19 protein-coding genes are annotated in these 19938 nt (G+C 60.3%); 16 read left to right on the plus strand and 3 right to left on the minus strand.

Translation table 11 applies throughout. The annotated features are described in order from the left end of the window. Positions 1 to 7: 7 nt before the first annotated feature. The 4 genes from AC5J09_RS00705 (at position 8) to AC5J09_RS00720 (ending at position 3925) form a co-directional block, all read left to right on the plus strand. Positions 8 to 931, plus strand: coding sequence for a 2-hydroxyacid dehydrogenase (locus AC5J09_RS00705; protein ID WP_379939730.1), 924 nt, complete (start codon positions 8 to 10; stop codon positions 929 to 931). A 27-nt stretch (positions 932 to 958) separates the two neighbouring features. Beyond that, entirely contained in the window at positions 959 to 1312 is a 354-nt protein-coding gene (locus AC5J09_RS00710) for a cupin domain-containing protein (RefSeq protein WP_102764728.1), read from the plus strand. A 97-nt stretch (positions 1313 to 1409) separates the two neighbouring features. Continuing rightward, positions 1410 to 2885, plus strand: coding sequence for an aldehyde dehydrogenase family protein (locus AC5J09_RS00715; protein ID WP_494296577.1), 1476 nt, complete (start codon positions 1410 to 1412; stop codon positions 2883 to 2885). After that, a complete protein-coding gene (locus tag AC5J09_RS00720) occupies positions 2882 to 3925 on the plus strand; it encodes a tartrate dehydrogenase (RefSeq protein WP_324765092.1) in 1044 nt (347 codons plus the stop codon). The genes AC5J09_RS00715 and AC5J09_RS00720 overlap by 4 nt, the downstream gene beginning before the upstream one ends. Before the next feature lie 144 nt (positions 3926 to 4069). On the opposite strand, the gene AC5J09_RS00725 is transcribed toward AC5J09_RS00720, so the two are convergent. After that, entirely contained in the window at positions 4070 to 5347 is a 1278-nt protein-coding gene (locus AC5J09_RS00725; protein WP_494296578.1) for an NAD(P)/FAD-dependent oxidoreductase, read from the minus strand. A 482-nt stretch (positions 5348 to 5829) separates the two neighbouring features. Between AC5J09_RS00725 and AC5J09_RS00730 the strand changes: the two genes are divergently transcribed. Further along, the gene (locus AC5J09_RS00730) at positions 5830 to 6660 is read left to right on the plus strand and encodes a GNAT family N-acetyltransferase (RefSeq protein WP_494296579.1); all 831 of its coding nucleotides are present in this window, start codon (positions 5830 to 5832) and stop codon (positions 6658 to 6660) included. Between the two features lie 13 nt (positions 6661 to 6673). Beyond that, positions 6674 to 8047 carry an aspartate aminotransferase family protein gene (locus AC5J09_RS00735; RefSeq protein WP_494296580.1) on the plus strand — a complete coding sequence of 458 codons (1374 nt, stop codon included), beginning with the start codon at positions 6674 to 6676 and terminating at the stop codon, positions 8045 to 8047. 84 nt (positions 8048 to 8131) lie between these two features. Here the strand turns inward: AC5J09_RS00735 and AC5J09_RS00740 are convergent, their stop codons facing one another. After that, positions 8132 to 8608 carry an Lrp/AsnC family transcriptional regulator gene (locus tag AC5J09_RS00740; protein ID WP_102762975.1) on the minus strand — a complete coding sequence of 159 codons (477 nt, stop codon included), beginning with the start codon at positions 8606 to 8608 and terminating at the stop codon, positions 8132 to 8134. A 220-nt stretch (positions 8609 to 8828) separates the two neighbouring features. Between AC5J09_RS00740 and AC5J09_RS00745 the strand changes: the two genes are divergently transcribed. Then, positions 8829 to 10151 (plus strand): NAD(P)/FAD-dependent oxidoreductase, encoded by a 1323-nt coding sequence (locus AC5J09_RS00745; RefSeq protein ID WP_494296581.1) that lies wholly within the window; start codon positions 8829 to 8831, stop codon positions 10149 to 10151. A 218-nt stretch (positions 10152 to 10369) separates the two neighbouring features. Here AC5J09_RS00745 and AC5J09_RS00750 read toward each other — a convergent pair whose 3' ends face one another. Beyond that, positions 10370 to 11008: an SGNH/GDSL hydrolase family protein gene (locus tag AC5J09_RS00750; protein ID WP_324765098.1), complete on the minus strand. Its 639-nt coding sequence runs from the start codon at positions 11006 to 11008 to the stop codon at positions 10370 to 10372. Positions 11009 to 11497: 489 nt separating this feature from the next. Here AC5J09_RS00750 and AC5J09_RS00755 point away from each other — a divergent pair, with 489 nt between their 5' ends. The 9 genes from AC5J09_RS00755 (at position 11498) to trbL (ending at position 19918) form a co-directional block, all read left to right on the plus strand. Continuing rightward, on the plus strand, positions 11498 to 12826 hold the full coding sequence (locus AC5J09_RS00755; RefSeq protein WP_379939715.1) for an MFS transporter: 1329 nt from the start codon (positions 11498 to 11500) through the stop codon (positions 12824 to 12826). Between the two features lie 207 nt (positions 12827 to 13033). Further along, entirely contained in the window at positions 13034 to 13657 is a 624-nt protein-coding gene (gene traI / locus AC5J09_RS00760; protein ID WP_494296582.1) for an acyl-homoserine-lactone synthase, read from the plus strand. A 10-nt stretch (positions 13658 to 13667) separates the two neighbouring features. Then, a complete protein-coding gene (gene trbB / locus AC5J09_RS00765) occupies positions 13668 to 14645 on the plus strand; it encodes a P-type conjugative transfer ATPase TrbB (RefSeq protein WP_494296583.1) in 978 nt (325 codons plus the stop codon). Further along, on the plus strand, positions 14635 to 15018 hold the full coding sequence (locus tag AC5J09_RS00770; protein ID WP_324765102.1) for a TrbC/VirB2 family protein: 384 nt from the start codon (positions 14635 to 14637) through the stop codon (positions 15016 to 15018). The genes trbB and AC5J09_RS00770 overlap by 11 nt, the downstream gene beginning before the upstream one ends. Further along, complete coding sequence (locus AC5J09_RS00775) at positions 15011 to 15310, plus strand: conjugal transfer protein TrbD (protein WP_324765103.1); 300 nt, start codon at positions 15011 to 15013, stop codon at positions 15308 to 15310. Before AC5J09_RS00770 ends, AC5J09_RS00775 begins: the two co-directional genes overlap by 8 nt. A gap of 10 nt (positions 15311 to 15320) precedes the next feature. Then, positions 15321 to 17777 (plus strand): conjugal transfer protein TrbE, encoded by a 2457-nt coding sequence (locus tag AC5J09_RS00780; RefSeq protein WP_494296584.1) that lies wholly within the window; start codon positions 15321 to 15323, stop codon positions 17775 to 17777. Then, positions 17749 to 18552, plus strand: coding sequence for a P-type conjugative transfer protein TrbJ (gene trbJ / locus AC5J09_RS00785; RefSeq protein ID WP_338280560.1), 804 nt, complete (start codon positions 17749 to 17751; stop codon positions 18550 to 18552). Before AC5J09_RS00780 ends, trbJ begins: the two co-directional genes overlap by 29 nt. Then, positions 18549 to 18749 (plus strand): entry exclusion protein TrbK, encoded by a 201-nt coding sequence (gene trbK, locus AC5J09_RS00790; protein WP_338280562.1) that lies wholly within the window; start codon positions 18549 to 18551, stop codon positions 18747 to 18749. Before trbJ ends, trbK begins: the two co-directional genes overlap by 4 nt. Further along, entirely contained in the window at positions 18743 to 19918 is a 1176-nt protein-coding gene (gene trbL, locus AC5J09_RS00795; protein WP_494296585.1) for a P-type conjugative transfer protein TrbL, read from the plus strand. Before trbK ends, trbL begins: the two co-directional genes overlap by 7 nt. Positions 19919 to 19938 lie beyond the last annotated feature (20 nt).

Below are 19938 nucleotides of genomic sequence, written 5' to 3' on the forward strand. Positions count from 1 at the left end.
CATACAAATGGCGTTCTGGTTCAATTCCGATCGAGAGAGAGGGCGCATCTTCGCCGAAGCCTTCGCCCGCGACCTTCCCGATCTCCCCTTCATTATGGATTTGACGCAGGTTGATCCTGATGATGTCCGTTACGTCCTGACATGGACCTTACCGCCGGATCTCGACCGCTTCAAAAATCTCGAAATCGTCTTTTCGATCGGTGCCGGCGTCGATCAATTCCGGATCGAGACCCTTCCGACTGAGGTCAAGCTCGTCCGGATGGTCGAAGACGGCATCGTGCGCATGATGCAGGAATATGTGACGCTTGCCGTATTATCGCTTCACCGCAATCTCAAGGCATATCTTGCGCAGCAGTCCGAAAGCAGATGGCAAGCCCTGCCCGCCCGGCAGGCGGCAGACCGCCGGATCGGCGTGCTCGGTCTCGGGATGCTCGGGCAAGCGGTCATCGAGCGGCTGACGCCATTCGGCTTTCCGCTGTCCGGGTGGAGCCGTTCCCCACGCCGGATCGACGGAGTGCGCTGTCATTATGGCGCCGAGTCGCTGCCGTCCTTTCTTGGGGAGACTGACATTCTGGTCTGCCTTCTCCCGCTCACGGGGGAGACCCGCGGCATTCTCGATGCGCAGCTCTTTGCGGCCCTTTCGCCCGGCGCATCGCTCGTTCATGTCGGTCGTGGCGCACAGCTAGATCATGATGCCCTCATAGATGCGCTCGATAGGCATCAATTGTCCGGGGCGGTGATCGACGTCACCGAGCCGGAACCTCTGCCGCCCGAACATCCGTTCTGGCGGCACCCCAAGATCATGCTCACGCCGCACATCGCCAGCGTGACACAGCCGGACACCGCGGCCCGTGCGGTCATCGAGAACGTCAAGCGCCATCGCGCCGGCCTCGACCCGATCGGACTGGTCGATCGCAGCCGCGGGTACTGAACCACAGCAGGACAGCAAGGAGAAATCATGTCCCTTCTCAAGACCATCGACCCGAACAGCACAGAGGCCCCGCGCGAATCCAAACCGCTCCCCGAGCGGCTGATCTCTGGCGATCCCTCGTTCAAGACCTGGGCCCAGGATGTGGCGCGCGATGGGCTCGTCCATACCGGGGTCTGGGAAGCAACGCCGGGTCTCACCCGCTCGATCAAGGGCGAGACCTTCGAGTTCTGCCATATCCTTCAAGGCGTCGTTGAGCTCACACCGGATGAAGGCGAGCCGGTTAGATACAAAGCGGGCGACAGTTTTGTCATGAAGCCGGGCTTCACCGGCACTTGGCGCACCATCGAAACGGTCAGGAAGATCTATGTGACGGTGATGTAACCGCACCGTCGACCACTTTTTATGAGGACCGCACGAGCCTGTTGAGTGGAATAGTAGGCCTCGTGTGGCCTCGCCAATATCATCCAAGGACACGGCCATGGCTCTGAGCTTTGATCCAGACACAATTCAGTTGCCGAAAGGCCATTTCATCGGCGGGCGCTACATCGATGCCGGGGGTGGGTTGCCCATGCGCCGCCCCTCCGATGCCGTCGTCTATGCCGAGTGCCCCGTAGCCGATGACGGCCTTGTCGACGAAGCCGTATCCGCTGCCAAGACGGCGCTCCGCGAAAGCAGCTGGTCCACCCGCCGCCCGCGCGAACGCACCAATGCCATGCATCGCTGGGCGGACCTGATCGAGTCCGAAGGCGAAACCCTTGCCCGGCTGGAAGCCGTCTCCTCCACGCGCCCGATCGGCCAGCTCATTGGGGGCGATGTCGCGGTCACCGCCGAGCAGATACGCTTCTTCGCCGAATTCGCTGACAAGGAAGGCAGCGATCTCGTCCCGACCGATGACTCGTGCCTCGGCATGATCCTGACCGAGCCCTATGGCGTCGTCGGCGCTATCACGCCGTGGAATTTTCCGCTCTCCATGGCGGGCTGGAAACTGGGGCCCGCACTTGCCGCTGGCAATGCCATTGTATTGAAGCCCTCGGAGATGACGCCGTTCTCGACGCTCTACCTCGCCGAACTAGCCGTTCGGGCCGGCATTCCGGCGGGCCTCATCAATATCGTGCTCGGCGACGGGCAGACCACCGGCCAGGCGATGACCGGTCATCCGGATATCGCGAAAATCAGCTTCACCGGATCGACTGCGGCCGGGTCAGCCATCATGGCGAATATCGCGAGGACGGGCGTAAAGCCAATGACGCTCGAGCTCGGCGGCAAAAGCCCGCAGATCGTCTTTGCCGATGCCGACCTGACGCTTGCCGCCAATGCCATCGCCAACAGCATCCTCGTCAATGCCGGCCAGGCCTGCGTCGCGGGTTCGCGCATCATCGTCGAGCAATCCGTAATGGAGCCGCTGATTGAGGCGATCTTGTCACAAATGGCGACAATCCGACCCGGCCCGACCTGGGACGAGACGAGCGACTATTCGCCGATCATTTCCGAGCGCCAGATCACCCGTATCGGTGCCATCGTGCAGGCGGCGCGTCAGGCTGGAGCCGAATGCCTGGCCGGCGGCAAACGCCTCGAAACTGACGGCTATTTCTACGGCCCAACCCTGCTGTCGAACATCGACCAGACCTCCCCGGCCGTCACGGAGGAAATCTTCGGCCCAGTGCTGACTGTGCAGAGCTTCACGGATGAAGAGGAGGCCCTCGCACTCGCCGACCACCCGACATACGGGCTGGCGGCAGGACTTTTCACTTGCGATCTCTCGCGTTCCATCCGCATGACGCGACGGCTGCAGGCCGGCACTGTTTGGGTCAATCGCTACAGCCGCTCCCGAGACCATATCCTGCCGACCGGTGGCTACAAGCGTTCCGGCATCGGCAAGGATCTTGGCCGCGAAGCCTATCACGCCAACCGCAAGAGCAAGAGCGTGCTCATCAACCTCCAGGATCACACATGAAAACCTACTCGATCGCGCTACTGCCGGGCGACGGCATCGGCAAACCAGTCACTGAGGCCGCCTGGGACGTCCTCCAGGCGACCGCCAAGGCATCGGGCATTACGCTTGAGGGGACGACCTTCCCGTGGTCCTGCGACTTCTACAAGCAAACAGGGGCCATGATGCCGGCAAACGGCATAGAAACGCTCAGACGCTTCGATGCCATCCTGCTTGGTGCCGTCGGCTGGCCGGCGGAGGTGCCGGATTCCGTGTCGCTGCACGGGCTGCTGTTGCCGATCCGCAAGGCCTTCACCCAATATGCCAATATCCGCCCGCACCGGCTCTTGCCCGGTGCCTCCGGCCCGCTGAAGAGCGACAACTTCGACATACTCTGCATCCGCGAGAATACCGAAGGCGAATATTCCGGCGCGGGCGGGCGCATTCATCAAGGAACGGCCGACGAGGTGGCTATAGAGACCGCCATCTTCACCCGCAAAGGCGTCGAACGCATCCTGCGCTTCGGTTTCGAGCAAGCGCGCGCGCGACGCGGCAAGCTGGCCTCGGTCACTAAATCCAATGCCCAAAGATATACCATGGTGTTCTGGGACGAGATGACCCGGAGCCTAGCCGCTGAATATCGCGACGTCGAGGTGACGAGCTATCATATCGACGCGATGGCGGCGCGCATAGTCATGGCACCGGACACGCTCGACGTCGTCGTCGCCTCCAACCTGTTCGGCGATATCCTCACCGATCTCGGCGCCGCCATCCAGGGCGGGCTCGGCTTTGCGGCCTCGGCCAATATCAATCCCGATCGCACCGCGCCTTCCATGTTCGAGCCGGTCCATGGCTCAGCGCCCGACATCGCGTATCTTGGTATCGCCAACCCGATCGCCGCCATCTGGTCGGGCGCGATGATGCTCGACCATCTCGGCGAGCGTGCCGCCGCGGCGCGCGTCATGGCGGCGATCGAAGCGACGACGAAGGCCGGGATTGGCACCGTTCCCGGAAGGCATATGACTGAGACGATTGCGAAGGCAGTGCTCGAACGTCTTCTCTGAGGAGCCGCTCGAGTGCTCAAGCGCCCTCAACTTGGCATTGAGCAGTATCCTTGTTTGAAGTGCTTCCATCTATTCCAACGGTGAAAAAGAAGGCGCGGATCGAGAGATCCGCGCCCCAATTGGCGGCAGGGGAGGAGGGCCGCCTTACTGAAATCGGTCGAGGGTCTTGTAGTAGAGCCCGACCAGCGGCAGGAACCAGGGCTTGCCGAAATGGCCGGGCACAGCAGGCCATTCGATGCCCTTGAGCGGGTTCCGGTCAGCCTTGCCCAGCATGGCGTCGGCCATGATCATCCCGAGATGCGTCGAGAGCTGCGCGCCATGGCCCGAATAGCCCATCGCATACCACACGCCGTCGACATAGCCCGCGCGGGGATAGCGGTCCTTGGTCATATCCACCAGGCCGCCCCAGCAATAGTCGATCTCCACATGGGCAAGATGCGGGAAGATCTGGGCGAGGCTGGCGCGCAATATGGCGCCGCTCTTTGCGTCGGAGCGCTGGTCCGACGTCGCGGCAAAGCGGGCGCGCCCGCCGAAGATCAGCCGGTTGTCCGGCGACAGGCGGAAATAGTTGCCGATGTTCATCGAGGTGGTGCAGGTGCGGTTGCCCGGCATGGTGGCTGCCACTTCCGCCGAGGTCAAAGGCCGGGTCGCGATCAGGAAACTGCCGACCGGGATGATTCGGCGCCGGAAATAGTTAAAGGAGGCCCCGGACGTATAGGCGCCGGTCGCGACTAGGACATGGTCGGCGGTCACCTCACCTCGGGCCGTCTCCAGTCGGTGCTTCGGGCCCGATATGGTGTGGCGTGTCACATGGGCGTCTTCGAATATTTTCGCGCCATGCCGTGCTGCCGCCTGGGCCAATCCAACGACATATCGGCCCATATGCATCATCGCGCTCTTCTTCGAGAGCATTGCGCCATGGAAGGGAGAGCCGACCTCGGTCCTGAGATCATCCGGCGTCAGCAGGGCGGTATCCGGATCGACCTCACGATGCACCGCTTGGAAATTGCGGGCGATCGCCTCGAAATGCTGAGGCTTTGAAGCGAGCTTCAGCTTCCCGGCGCGCCGGAAGTCGCAATCGATGGCTTCCTCAGCAACGATTTTCTCGATCGTATCGATGGAGTCGTCGAGAGCTCGATAAAGCGCCACCGCGCGTTCTTTTCCAAGCTCTGCTTTGGCGGCGATGAAGCTGTGGGCAAGCCCGTTGTTGAGATGCCCGCCGTTGCGGCCGGATGCACCCCATCCGATATGGTTCGCCTCCAGCACGGCCACGCGCGCGCCGGACTTCGCGAGCTGCCGTGCTGCGGCCAAGCCGGTGAAGCCGCCGCCGATCACGGCAACATCATAATGGCCTTCGACGGGGCCACTGCAGGCGCCTGCGAATTTCGGGGCGGTGTCGTGCCAGTAGGATTCGAACTTCATCGCCTTGCTCCGCTAGAGGCCGACAACGCCGGAATGGTCTGCCATGCTCTTGATCTCGACATAGCCGTTGATCGGCTCGCGTCTACGATCAAGTTTGTTCTGGAAAAGGAGTGCCGACATGAACATGAGAGGAGAACACTCCAGTAATTTAAGGTAGTGCATTCGGTCGGTATCGTATCATCGAGTGGCCCTTGGTTATGCCGAGGCGCCTTCGATATAGGTAATTCTAGCAAGGGCTATGCAGAGCAACTGGCCGCAGTTGCCACTGTGCGAAGCAGAATCTTTCGTATTTCCTCGATATTTGGCAGAGAGTTGCGCCTGGCAGCCGTTGCGGCACCGAGCCATTCAAAGATTTGCTATCAGCATAAGATGCGGTGAGCGCTCGCCAACACGGTCAAAGATGTCGCCCGTCTCCGGTTGTCGGGACGATCTTCTTTTCAGGCGACGTTATTCTTCCCTGTGAAGAAGCAGGGATCCAGGCAATGCATATGACCCAACTCGACATCGTTCCGTTTGGTACCGAACATCTCGAAGGCGCGTTGGCGCTTTCGCGACAGGCCGGTTGGCCACACAGGCTGGAGGATTGGGAAACGGCACTTGCAATGAGCACAGGCGTCGTCGTGCTGGAGAATGAAAAGGTCGTCGGCACTACACTCACGACACTCTTCGGAGGCTGCGCCACGATAAATATGGTCATCGTTGCTGAAGCCATACGCGGACGTGGCCTCGGCCGCCGACTGATGGAAGCGGGTCTTGATGGTGCTCACGGAGTGCCATGCAGACTGGTTGCGACCCAGGAAGGCCTGCCGCTTTATGAGAAGATGGGCTTTCGCCAAGTTGGAGATATTCTGCAATGTCAGGGCATCTGTGCGGCCGTTGAAGCGCCGATCGATGTCGAATGGATGCAATCCGGCGATCTCCCGCAAATAGCTGCCCTGGACAGGGCAGCCTTCGGCGATGATCGCAGCAAGCTGATTTTCTATATGAAGGATGTCGGGCGGTTTGCGGTGATCCGGCGCGACGGACACGTCGCAGGTTTCTCGGCGACGCGCCCATTCGGCCGCGGTGAGGTCATCGGTCCCGTGGTGGCGGAGAATGCCGATGATGCCAAAAAGCTCATTTTGTTCCAAATAGCGGCTCGAGGCGACAGATTTCTTCGCATCGACACACCCAAGGACTTGGGCTTGTCGCAGTGGTTGGCCGAACGTGGACTTATCCATGTCGGCGGAGCGACGGCAATGCAGCGCGGCGGCCAAGTCAATCCTTCTCCCCGTGTAAAAACCTTTGCCCTGGCCAATCAGGCTTTCGGCTGAATCGGAGACAAAGATGCTCAGCAACTCCCTTATCGAACTCGACCGCGCCCATCTCGTACATCCGGTCGCCTCCTATCGTACCCACGAAAAGCTCGGCGTACGCGTCCTGTCCTCTGCTTCTGGTGCGACCGTGACCGACATGTCCGGGCGCCAGCTCATCGACGGTTTCGCGGGCCTCTGGTGCGTGAATGCCGGTTACGGTCATGACAGCATCGTCGAGGCTGCCGCGCGGCAGATGCGGGAACTGCCCTACGCTACCGCTTATTTTGGCCTCTGCGCCGAGCCGGGGATCCGTCTTGCCGCGGCGCTTGCCGAGCGGGCCCCTGGCGATCTCAATCATGTCTATTTCACCCTCGGCGGATCCGACGCGATCGACAGCACTGTCCGGTTCATCCGCTATTACTATCACGCCAAGGGTACCCCGCGGAAAGACCAGTTCATATCGCTCGAACAGGGCTATCATGGCTCTTCGACGGTCGGCGCCGGGCTGACGGCTCTTCCGGCCTTCCATGCCGGCTTCGGCATCCCATTCGACTGGCAGCACAAGATCCCCTCGCATTACGCTTACCGCAATCCCGTGGGCCCCGATCCGCAAGCGATCATCGCTGCCTCGAAACAGGCGTTGCGGCAGAAAGTGGAGGAGATCGGCGCGGAGCGGGTGGCGGCATTTTATGCTGAACCGATCCAGGGCTCGGGCGGCGTACTGGTGCCGCCCAGGGGCTGGATGAAGGCGATGCGCGACCTCTGCCACGAACTGGATATCCTGTTCATCGCCGACGAAGTGATCACCGGTTTCGGCCGCACCGGCCCGCTCTTCGCCTGCAGCGAAGACGAAGTCGTTCCCGATTTCCTGACAGTCGCCAAGGGCCTGACCTCGGGCTATGTGCCGATGGGCGCGGTCTTCATGACCGAGCGCGTGTATAGCACGATCGCAGACGGCGCTGGCACTTCCCTGGTGGGGCATGGCTATACCTATTCAGCCCACCCAGTGAGTGCCGCGGTGGCGCTCGAGGTTTTGCGCCTCTACGAGGGCGGGCTTCTGGAAAATGGCCGCAAGGCCGGCAAGCGCCTAATGGAGGGGCTGCAGGGCCTTGCCGACCATCCGCTCGTAGGCGACATCAGGGGCCGCGGCATGCTGGCGGCGATCGAGCTCGTCACCGACAAGACGAAGAAGACGCCGCTTCCGGCCACGGCCGATCCTTCCCGTCGGATTTTCGACCGGGCGTGGGACAACGGCCTCATCATCCGCGCCTTCGGCAATGGCGTGCTGGGCTATGCGCCGCCGCTTTGTTGCACAGATGGCGATATCGATGCGATTGTCGCCCGCACCCGGAAGACACTCGACCAGACGCTGGAAGACAGTGACGTCAGGTTGGTCATGGCTTGATGCGGGAGCGAGTTGTTTACTTCCGGCAGCTCGGAAAAGCCTTGCTCGGGAGGCGCCACTCGAACTTTGCTGGCTTTTGCCGGCTCACAGGGGAAATAGGCTGGTCAGCGGCAGGTGCGATTTGACGATCGGCGATTTCAACACGACGTAACTGAAATATCGGTCGATGCCGATATCCATGTCGATGAGACGCTCCATGATCTCCTGATATTCGGCGATGCCGCTGGTGACGAACTTGATCAGATAGTCGTACCCACCTGAAACCAGGTGGCATTCGATGACCGAGTCAATCTTTTCGGCAGTCGACAGGAAGCGTGCGAAATCAACCTGCCGGTGGTTCTTCAGGGTGATTTCGGTGAATACCGTTATAGTCTGACCGAGTTTGGCGGTGTTAATATGGGCGGAATAGCCGTCGATATAGCCCTCCGACTGCAGTTTTTTCACCCGCATCAGACAAGGGCTCGGCGATAGATGAACTAATTCGGCGAGCTCGACATTGGTGATCCGGCCGTTCTTCTGCAATTCATAGAGAATCTTGATGTCGATGCGGTCGAGCTTCACGCGGTCTCCCCGGGGCCGTTTCGGGCCCGCCTTTCAGCAGATTATGCCAGAGAGCATAACACAGCTTCCCACCTTGTCCATTTTCGCTTGGAAACATCCAGCCAGCATAAATGGTTATACTTGCCATCGATTGCAGAACATTATTCCGTTGAACGCTGGATTCAGCGCGCCACTTTGGCGGAGCCCGCAATAGTATGGATTTGCCTCAACGGAGATGACCATGCCTGCCCCGCTCGTTCTCGTAGAAACCACGGACTCCCAGCCCCAAGCCGCAGATGTGGTCGTGATCGGGGGCGGCATCGTCGGCGTCTTTACGGCCTACTATCTCGTTTGCCGCGGTCTCAAGGTAGTTCTCGTTGAAAAGGGGTTTATTGGTGCCGAGCAATCGAGCCGCAATTGGGGGTGGTGCCGGCAACAGAACCGCGATGCCCGCGAACTTCCACTCTCCACCAAGAGCCTTAATCTCTGGGATCGGTTCGCCGCCGAGACCGGAGAGGACACCGGCTTCCGACGCTGCGGGCTTCTCTATCTCTCCAACAACGAGAGGGAGTTGGAGGGCTGGGCTCGCTGGCGGGACTTCGCCCGCACGGCGGGTGTGACCACCTTCATGCTATCTTCCACGGAGGCGACCGAGCGTGGCAAAGCCACGGGGAAGCCGTGGAAAGGCGGTGTCTTTTCTTCGTCTGACGGCACCGCGGATCCGTCCAAGGCAGCGCCTGCGGTGGCGCGCGCGATCATCAGCGCGGGCGGCGTCGTACTCCAGAATTGCGCAGCTCGCGGCATTGAGACGAGTGGCGGCCGACTCTCCGCCGTTATCACCGAGAAAGGGACAATCCGGACAAAGGTCGCCGTCCTTGCCGGTGGTGCTTGGGCCTCGTCATTCTGCAACAACCTGGGTGTGCGCTTCCCTCAGGCTTCGGTCCGGTCGTCGATTCTGTCCGTCGGACCTGTCGAGGGCCTGCCGGATGCTCTCCACACGACGGAGGTCTCCACGACACGGCGTGCCGATGGCGGTTACACCTTGGCGATCAGCGGCCGCGCCAGGGTCGACGTTACGGCACAGCAACTCCGGTTCGCGAGATATTTCGTACCGATGTTTGCCCGCCGCTGGCGGAATCTGGCACCGGGCGGGGTCGAGGGCTGGCGCTCGGGACATGAAACGCTCAGACGCTGGCGGCTCGATGAGCGCACACCGATGGAACACATGCGTATTCTCGATCCGGCTGTCGACGAGGGCACGATTTCCGAAGTTCTCCGCCGGGCCCGGAACTTACTGCCAGGTCTCGCAAAGGCGAAAATCGCCTCAAGATGGGCCGGCTATATCGACAGCACGCCCGACGGTGTGCCGGCCATCGGCGAGGTCCCCAACATTCCCGGCTTCATTCTCGCGGCCGGTTTTAGCGGACATGGCTTCGGAATCGGCCCGGGTGCCGGTCATCTGATCGCAGATGTCATCACCGGACAAACGCCCCTTGTCGACCCTATTCCCTACAAACCGGAGCGTCTTACAGGCTCCGCCTGGGGCAAAGTGGCTGAGTTTTAGCGCTTTCGGGTCGGTCGCGCGCGCAACTCAAGTTCATTCAGGGGGCTTGTCACAAGGTTGGCGGTAGGACGCGTTGAGCCAAAGTACACCCCGCTACCTCGTCCGGTCACGAGCGTGCCGGCGCTGCGAAGTTGCGAGCAGAGTGAGCGCAAGGACCCGCGGCGTCTAAGCCGAGCCAAGCCGCAGCCCGATTCGCCGAATTGGGCTCGATGTCGAAATCAGCGTACAATTAGTTCGCCGCGTCCACCTGGTGATGGATTCGGGGCAACAAACGAGACGATGGCGGAAGCGATTTTGCCGCCGCCCTTCTCGGACGGTTCGATGGCATTGGCGAAATCGCTATCCTCGTCGCAGATAACGCGGAGGTCGATTAGCGCAACCCCTCGCTCGGCGGCTGCACGAGTAATGCAGTCATTAAGGATCGAGAGGGCCGTGACCGCAACACGCCTTTGGTCGGGGTCGGCGTAGCGTACGTCGTAAATCGTGCAGATGGCCGTCGGAAGTTTGGCGGCTAGTACGGTATCTAGGATATCGAAATAGCTTGAGCAGAACTGCTCTCTTACGGCCGCGAGCCTGAGCAGTGCGTCGCCGACCGACCGCGAGGGAGCGTTTAAGACCTCGGAGACGCGGAGTGCATCGTTGCCGCCCACGCTTGCTACCAGGTGGGTGGCATCGGTCGGTAGGCGCTGCAGTTGCAGACGCACATCCTCCATCAGACTGCCGTCAGCGGCAAGTAAAGAGGCAGACCACCCCGCCGGCAGCCGACGCACAAGATGCTGCAGGACGTCTGCCCCGCCGGCGACGTAAGCCCCGTTGTCGAACACCGAATCGCCCAGAAGCACGACCTTTTTCGCCACAGCCGTTTCCCCTGCCAACGTGAATGACATGCGCGCAGTAGCGGCCGGGATAGCAGCCGCCAGCAAGAGGCCTCTACGCGACAACGCCATCATCACCGCACTCGTCTCCTGGTCAAGCGAATAACTGGCGGTAAGAGCGTATGAGGCAAGCTTGCCGAAGCATTCGAAGTCTTCGGTTGGGCTCCATTCAAGGCACAGGATTCAGAGCCGGCTTTCGAAGGGCGGACGCTTCCTCGGTCCGCCACCAGTGGAGAGCGGAAATTGGTGAGCAAAGCGCTTAGAATGACGCCCTCACCCTGGAACTCTAAAAGAGCGGCTCGGCATCGCCAAGCGGGAGTGTTGTTTCACGGGGCCCTCCTTCGTCTTCAATGCTAATCCTGGTGGCTCGATGCCGCGTTTCGCGAGCACTGCTCGATTTTGGCCAAGCGATTTTCGTGGTAAACTATAGGAAATTACTGAGAGCCATGTCTTGAAACGGGAGGAAGCAACATGGCTGTTCAAGTCCCGACGGATTTCCGCCGCGTGATCGTTGCCGCATCGGTTGGAAACATCATCGAATGGTATGACTTCTATATCTTCGGGAGCTTGGCTGCGGTTCTGTCCGTCAAGTTCTTCGAGCAATCACACCCGGTTGCGGCGCTGCTGAGTACGATTGCGCTCTTCACGGCAGGATTCCTGATCCGCCCACTTGGCGCTTTCCTCTTCGGCTGGATGGGCGATAGGGTCGGCCGCAAATACACATTCCTCATCACGCTGACGGGAATGGGGTTAGGCACCGGTGCGATCGGTCTAATCCCCACCTATGAGTCGATCGGTCTGACCGCTGCCTTCCTTCTTTTCAGCTTGCGGATGATCCAGGGCTTGTGCTTGGGCGGCGAGTATGGCGGCGCCATCACCTACGTCGCCGAGCACGTCCCCGACGAACGCCGCGGCTACTATACAGGCTGGCTTCAGACTTCCCCGACTCTCGGGATCGTGGTGTCGCTGGCGGTGATCATCGCGGCGCGAACCTATTTTGGCAGTGAAGCTTTCGACGCATGGGCGTGGCGCGTTCCATTCCTGGTGTCGTTCCTGCTTGTAGGCATCGCGATCTACATTCGGCTCCAGCTCCAGGAGACACCAATCTTCCAGGAGATCAAGGCCAAGGGGCAAATGACCCAAAATCCCTGGAGGGAAGCGTTTCTCAGCTCCAACATTAAATATGTGGGGATCGCCACCATCGTGCTTATTGGACAGGGCGTGGTCTGGTACAGCGGACAGTTCTGGGCGTTGTACTTTCTGCAGCAGGTCTCCAAAGTGGATCCGCTGAACTCCGCCTACATCGTCGGAGCGGCATTGCTTCTTGCAACGCCGAGCCTAATCCTCTTTGGCTGGCTTTCCGACATAATCGGCCGCAAGCCAGTGATCCTGGGAGGAATGCTGCTCGCCGCGCTCACCTATTACCCGCTGTATTTGTGGCTCGGTGCGGTCACGCAGCCTGGGAGCATCAACTATCCGATCGCAATCTTCATCATCTTCATCCTCGTTTGCTATGTCGGCATGGTCTACGGACCGGTTGGGGCGTTTCTGGCGGAATATTTTCCCGGTAGGATTCGGTACACGTCGGTATCAGTGCCGTATCACATCGGAAACGGCTGGGGTGGCGGACTGGTGCCGTTCATAACCTCGGCGGCCTTCGCAGCGACAGGTAGTATCGGGTACGCGCTGATCTACCCAATTGCCGTTCCTGCCGTGTGTTTCGTGCTCGCCATCTTCTTAATGCCAGAGACCCGCAGAATAAGCATTTGGCAGCCAACCGAGCCTCGAACCGAGTTGTAACAGGGTCGCCCATGCTGACACTCGGCCGTCACCCCCATTGAGGCGGCTCGGCGCGGTGCGAGCGAAGGCAGCGATATCCCCATCCGAATGACCAAGCCCTTTCCGCATTGCCCGCTTATCTCGGCTTGGCTTTGTAGGATTCTACAACTGCCAACCGATTCCGATCCGTGCTGATTTCACCGCCGACCAACAACGACGGAGAAATTCATGCAGATTCTCGCGATCTCGAAGCCACGGAATGACGAAGAAGCCCGGCTCCTCCACATGCATCACCAATTGCGCGCCCGGATCTTTTCCGCCCGGTTGGGCTGGGAAGTTGACGTTATTGACGGTCGGGAGTCAGACGCTTTTGACGCGCTGATGCCAACCTACATCCTCGCAATTTCGAACAACGGTGACGTGGCAGGGTGCGCGAGGCTGCTTCCGGCGCTTGGCCCGACCATGGTGACGGACGTCTTTTCCTCGCTACTTCCGAATGGCCAGCTCAACGCGCACTCCGCGATGATCGAAAGCTCCCGCTTCTGCGTCGACACTAGTCTCGGGGAGGGCAAGGGAGCCGGCTCGGTACATGAGGCAACGCTGACGATGTTCGCAGGCATCATTGAATGGTGCATGGCGAATGGCTTCACCGAAATCGTCACGGTGACCGATCTCCGCTTCGAGCGGATCCTCGCTCGTGTTGGCTGGCCGCTGCAGCGGTTGGGGGAGCCGAAGAAGATCGGCGTAACGATGGCCGTGGCGGGCATCCTACCCGCCGACGCCGGCACATTTCAAAAACTCCGCCCATCTAACTACCGATCTGAATGCACCCCCCTCTGCAAGGCAGCGTAAGGAGAAATCGGTGAACCAGCTTCGCTCTCACCCTCGGCTTGTCCGCAAACTTCAGGAGGCGCTCGGCGATCACCTCTGCGTGGCGCTGGACGATGCAACGGTCGTCGAGATCATGCTCAATCCGGACGGAAAGCTCTTCATCGAGCGGCTCGGCCACGGCGTCGCGCCGGCCGGCGAGATGTCGTCGGCCGCAGCGGAAATGGTGATCGGTACCGTTGCCCATGCGCTTCAGTCAGAGGTGGACACGGAACAGCCGATCATCTCCGGAGAGCTGCCGATCGGTGGCCACCGCTTTGAAGGTCTTTTGCCGCCGGTGGTCGCCAAGCCTGCCTTCACTATTCGTCGTCGTGCGTCGCGTCTTATCCCGCTCGAGGAGTATGTGCGCTCCGGCGTGATGACAGAGTACCAGGCATCGACGATCCGCAGCGCGATTTCCTCCAGGCTCAACATCATCATATCCGGGGGAACTGGCTCCGGCAAAACGACGCTCGCGAACGCTGTCATCGACGAGATTGTGAAGAGCGCACCAGAAGACCGGCTCGTCATTCTTGAGGACACCGCAGAGATTCAATGCGGGGCCCAGAACGCCGTCCTTCTCCACACCAGCGATACCGTTGACATGGCTCGGCTGCTGAAGAGCACCATGCGGCTGCGGCCCGACAGAATTGTGGTCGGTGAAGTCCGCGACGGCGCTGCGCTCACACTACTCAAGGCGTGGAACACCGGCCATCCGGGTGGCGTGGCGACGATCCATTCAAATACAGCGATGTCGGCGCTCCGCCGTCTCGAGCAGCTGACCGCCGAAGCCAGCCAGCAGCCGATGCATGAGGTGATCGGAGAAGCGGTCGATCTCATCGTCTCCATAGAACGGACCCCGCGCGGGCGGCGCGTCCGCGACGTCATTCAGGTCGAGCGCTTCGCGGGCGGCGAGTACGAAATCGAATCCGACCAGCTTACAGAAGAGAAGGAGGCGCGCAATGTCGCGTAGAAATGCCGTCATCGCCGTCGCACTCCTTGCGGCGCACATCGTTCTCGCCTGCGTCGCGCCGGCGCTCGCCAGTTCGGGCGGCAGTCTTCCCTGGGAAGGGCCGCTGCAGCAAATCCAGGAGTCGATCACCGGGCCGGTCGCGGGAGCTATTGCACTTGCAGCGGTCGCAATTGCTGGCGGCATGCTCATCTTTGGGGGAGAACTGAACGACTTCGCGCGGCGGCTGGTGTATATCGTGCTGGTGGCGGGCATCCTGCTCGGTGCCACCAACATCATCGGCCTGTTCGGCGCGACGGGCGCCTCGATTGGAGCATCGGACGAGCGAACCACATTCTTCAGCCGAAGCAGAGTAGGGGAGGGGGCTCATGGTTGAGTCCCTGTCCCGCCTAAAACACAACCGCATCCACCGTGCACTTTCGCGTCCGAATCTGCTGATGGGCGCGGACCGGGAACTGGTCCTGCTCACAGGTCTCGCCGCGGTCATCCTGATCTTTGTGGTCTTGACAATATATTCCGCGCTCTTCGGGGTTGCCGTCTGGATCGTCATCGTCGGGCTCTTGAGAATGATGGCAAAGGCGGACCCGCTGATGCGTCAGGTCTACTTCCGGCACATTTCTTACAAGCCCTACTACAAGGCGACCACCTCGCCGTGGCGGCGGTATTGAGGAGGTTTGCATGGTCGCTCTCAAACGGTTCCGGGCAACCGGCCCATCCTTCGCGGATCTCGTCCCCTATGCCGGTCTGGTTGACGATGGCGTCCTGCTATTGAAGGACGGCAGCCTCATGGCTGGCTGGTACTTTGCTGGGCCCGACACCGAAAGTGCCACCGATCTGGAACGCAATGAGCTATCGCGACAGATCAACGCCATTCTGTCGCGTCTTGGAAACGGGTGGATGATCCAGGTCGAAGCGATCCGTATTCCGACGGTTGACTATCCGTCTGAGGACCGGTGCCACTTCCCGGACCCGGTCACCAGGGCGATTGATGCCGAGCGCCGGGCGCATTTTGCGCGAGATAAGCGGCATTTCGAGAGCAAGCACGCTCTTATCCTCACCTATCGGCCCCTGGAGCCCAAAAAGACGGCCCTCAGCAGATACATCTACTCGGACGAGGAGAGCCGCAAGAGGACCTTTGCCGACACGGTGCTGTTCATCTTCAAGAACGCTGTCCGGGAGATTGAGCAGTATTTTGCCAACACCCTTTCGATCCGGCGAATGGAAACGCGCGAGGTCGTCGAGAGGGGCGGGGAGAGGGTCGCTCGCTATGACGAACTGCTGCAATTCGTTCGCTTCTGTATTACGGGCGAAAACCATCCAATCCGGCTGCCGGATGCTCCCATGTATCTCGACTGGATCGCGACAGCCGAGCTCAAGCATGGGCTGACGCCAAAGGTGGAAAGCCGCTACCTGGGTGTGGTGGCGATCGACGGACTGCCGGCAGAGAGCTGGCCGGGGATTCTCCACAGCCTTGATCTGATGCCGCTAAGCTATCGCTGGTCATCGCGTTTCATCTTCCTCGATGCGGAGGAGGCGCGGCAAAAGCTCGAGCGCACCCGCAAGAAATGGCAGCAAAAGGTCCGGCCGTTCTTTGACCAGCTATTCCAGACGCAAAGTCGTTCGATCGATCAGGACGCCATGAGCATGGTGGCCGAGACCGAGGACGCTATCGCGCAAGCCTCCTCGCAGTTGGTCGCCTATGGGTATTACACCCCGGTTGTCGTTCTATTCGACGGTGATCGCGAAGCCTTGCAGGAGGAGGCGGAGGCAGTACGCAGGCTAATACAGGCCGAAGGCTTCGGAGCGAGGATCGAAACACTCAACGCAACCGACGCCTATCTCGGAAGCCTTCCAGGCAATTGGTACGCAAATGTGCGCGAGCCGCTGATCAATACCGGCAATCTCGCCGACCTCATCCCACTGAACTCTGTTTGGTCGGGCAACCCAGTTGCACCGTGCCCTTTTTACCCGCCGGACTCGCCACCGCTCATGCAGGTCGCGAGTGGGTCGACACCGTTTCGGCTGAATCTTCATGTCGACGACGTTGGTCACACTCTCATTTTCGGACCGACCGGATCGGGCAAGTCGACGCTTCTGGCACTAATCGCGGCGCAGTTTCGACGCTACGAACGCGCCCAGATCTTTGCCTTTGACAAGGGAAACTCGCTCCTGCCCCTGACGCTCGCCACTGGCGGCGATCACTATGAGATCGGTGGCGGCTCTGAAGAAAAAGGAAAGGCACTGGCCTTTTGCCCGCTTTCGGACCTCTCCAGCGAAACCGATCGGGCCTGGGCCACGGAATGGATCGAGATGCTGGTGGCCCTGCAAGGCGTAACCATCACCCCCGATCATCGCAATGCAATTTCCCGGCAGATCGGGTTGATGGTCAGCGCGCCCGGAAGATCGCTGTCTGACTTCGCAAGTGGGGTGCAGATGCGTGAAATCAAAGACGCGCTGCATCACTATACCGTTGATGGTCCAATGGGACAGCTTCTCGACGCCGAGGAAGACGGTCTGACGCTCGGTGCCTTCCAGACCTTTGAGATAGAACAACTGATGAACATGGGCGAACGCAATCTCGTGCCCGTACTGACCTATCTGTTCCGGCGGATCGAGAAGCGCCTCGATGGCGCTCCCAGCCTGATCGTGCTGGATGAGGCCTGGCTGATGCTCGGCCATCCAGTGTTCCGCAGCAAGATACGCGAATGGCTGAAAGTGCTGCGTAAGGCCAACTGCGCCGTCGTGCTCGCCACACAGTCGATCTCCGACGCCGAACGCTCCGGGATTATCGACGTGCTGAAGGAATCCTGCCCAACAAAGATCTGCCTTCCGAATGGTGCCGCCAGAGAGCCTGGAACTCGCGAGTTCTACGACCGGATCGGATTCAACGAGCGGCAGATCGAGATCGTCTCGAACGCGATTCCCAAGCGCGAATACTACGTCGTCACTCCTGAAGGCCGACGGCTGTTCGATATGGCGCTCGGGCCGCTGGCGCTTAGCTTCGTCGGCGCATCCGGCAAGGAAGACCTCAAGCGCATCCGCGCCCTCTATTCCGAACACGGCCGCGACTGGCCGATCCACTGGCTTCAAATGAAAGGAGTCCACGATGCCGCATCGTTGCTTAACTTCGAATAGATTGCTCGCTGGTCTGGCGGCGTTCGTGGTGGCTACCGGCGAAGCAAAGCCCGCCGAGGCCGGAACCGCCACCGGCGCTGCGACCGAGTGGACGCAGGTCCTCAACAATGGCGAGCTCGTTTCCCTTGTTGGCCAATCCGGCGAGCAAATCCAGAACCAGCTCACCCAGATCAGCCAGTTGGCACAGCAGATCGAAACGCAGCTCAACATCTACCAAAACTTGCTGCAAAACACCGCGACCCTCCCGTCGCATATGTGGGGACAGGTAGAAAGCGACCTCAATCATCTCCGCAGCATCGTCGACCAGGGCCAGAGCATTTCGTTTTCCATGGGCAACGCCGATGACGTGCTGCAGCAGCGCTTCCAAAGCTATTCGAGCCTTAGGACCAATCTGCCCAACACCGAGAAATTCTCGTCGAGTTACCAGACCTGGTCCGACACTAACCGCGAAACCATCGCCAGCACGCTGAAGGCAGCGAACCTGACGGCCGACCAGTTCGACAGCGAGGAAAGTACGATGTCCTCACTACGGTCGATGTCCGAGACATCAGATGGCCAGATGAAGGCCCTGCAAGTGGGTCACCAAATCGCCGCGCAACAGGTGGCGCAGATGCAGAAGCTGCGCGGTCTCGTCTCCCAGCAGATGACGATGATGGGGACGTGGCTTCAGACCGAACAAACCGACAAGGACCTGGCCCAGGCCCGGCGGGAGAAATTCTTCAACGCCGAGATCAAGAGCATTCCGGAAGGTCAGAAGATGGAGCCCCGCTGGTGAACCGCGCTGTCGTCATTGTCCTCCTTGTGGTTGTTGCCGCTGTTTCATCTGCGGCGACGGTGCTGATCGTCAAATCCAGAGACACCACCAAACCCCCGCTCACTGAGGAACAACGCGCCGTCAGGGAAAAATTCTTCGGCTCGAACAAAGCGCTGCCGCCGATCAAAGATGGCCAGGAGATGCGCCCAAGATGGTGAAATCTAATCTTGAACGGTCATTACTGATCGCGGGCCTCCTTTGCCTCGTCTTTGCAGCTCCCGCCTTTGCCCAACAGGGACAAGTCCTAACCGAACTGGAAAATCAGGTCTCGACCGCCGCCAAAGGGTGGGAGACGACCATCATGGATGCGGCGAAATCTCTCTTCTGGATCCTGGCGACCATCGAGGTGGGGATTGCCGCCGTCTGGCTGGCGCTGCACGCTGCATCGCTCGATAGCTGGTTCGCGGAGCTTGTGCGGCGGATCATGTTCATTGGTTTTTTCGCCTTCGTTCTCACTCAAGGGCCGACCTTTGCCCGAGCGGTAGTCGACAGCCTCTTCCAGATCGGCGCGGGCGGCGGATCGGCGTCGCCTGCTGAAGTGTTCGACGCCGGTATCCGGGTTGCCTCGCAAATGTCGCAGCAAGCGAAATTTGGCGTATTCGAGGACAATGCGCTGGCGATTGCGGCGGTGTTGGCGATGGGTGTCGTCGTCATCTGCTTCTCGCTGGTCGCAGCAATTTTCGTCTCGGTCATGGTCGAGATGTATGTCGGCCTGCTTGCCGGCATGATCATGCTCGGGCTTGGCGGATCCTCCTTCACCAAGGACTTTGCTGTCCGTTATCTCGTCTACGCCTTCGGCGTCGGCATGAAACTGATGGCCTTGGTGATGATCGCAAAGATTGGATCCGAGGTCCTGATGGGTCTTGCGAATACTCCAACCGCCTCCTCGGACCAGTTCGTCACGACCTTGGCGGTCGCCGGCATTTCAGTGGTGGTCTTCATCATCGCGATGTATGTGCCGAGTATCATTCAAGGTGTCGTTCAGGGTGCATCCGTTTCAGGTGGAATGGAGGCGATCAGGCACGGTGGTCAGGCGGCATCCTTTGCCACCGGGGCAGGGTTCCTCGCGGCCGGTGCAGCCGGGGCGGGATTCGCGGCGACTCAAACCGCACGGGCCGCAGGGTCATCCGGTGCAGGTGCCATGCTTCGAGGTTTTGGCGCAGGGATCGGATCCGCAGGAAAAGCGGCGGGCTCGGCTGCCAAGGAGAAGGCCATCGGTTCTCCTGGTGCTTATGCAGGATCGATTCTCGGGCTCGCCAACGCCAAGCTGGACCAGAGTCGTAGCGGGCAGAGCGGGCCAAAGCCACCTCCCGAACGCAAAGATTAACAGCAATCAGAAAGTGATCA

Source organism: Sinorhizobium sp. (assembly GCF_059070375.1).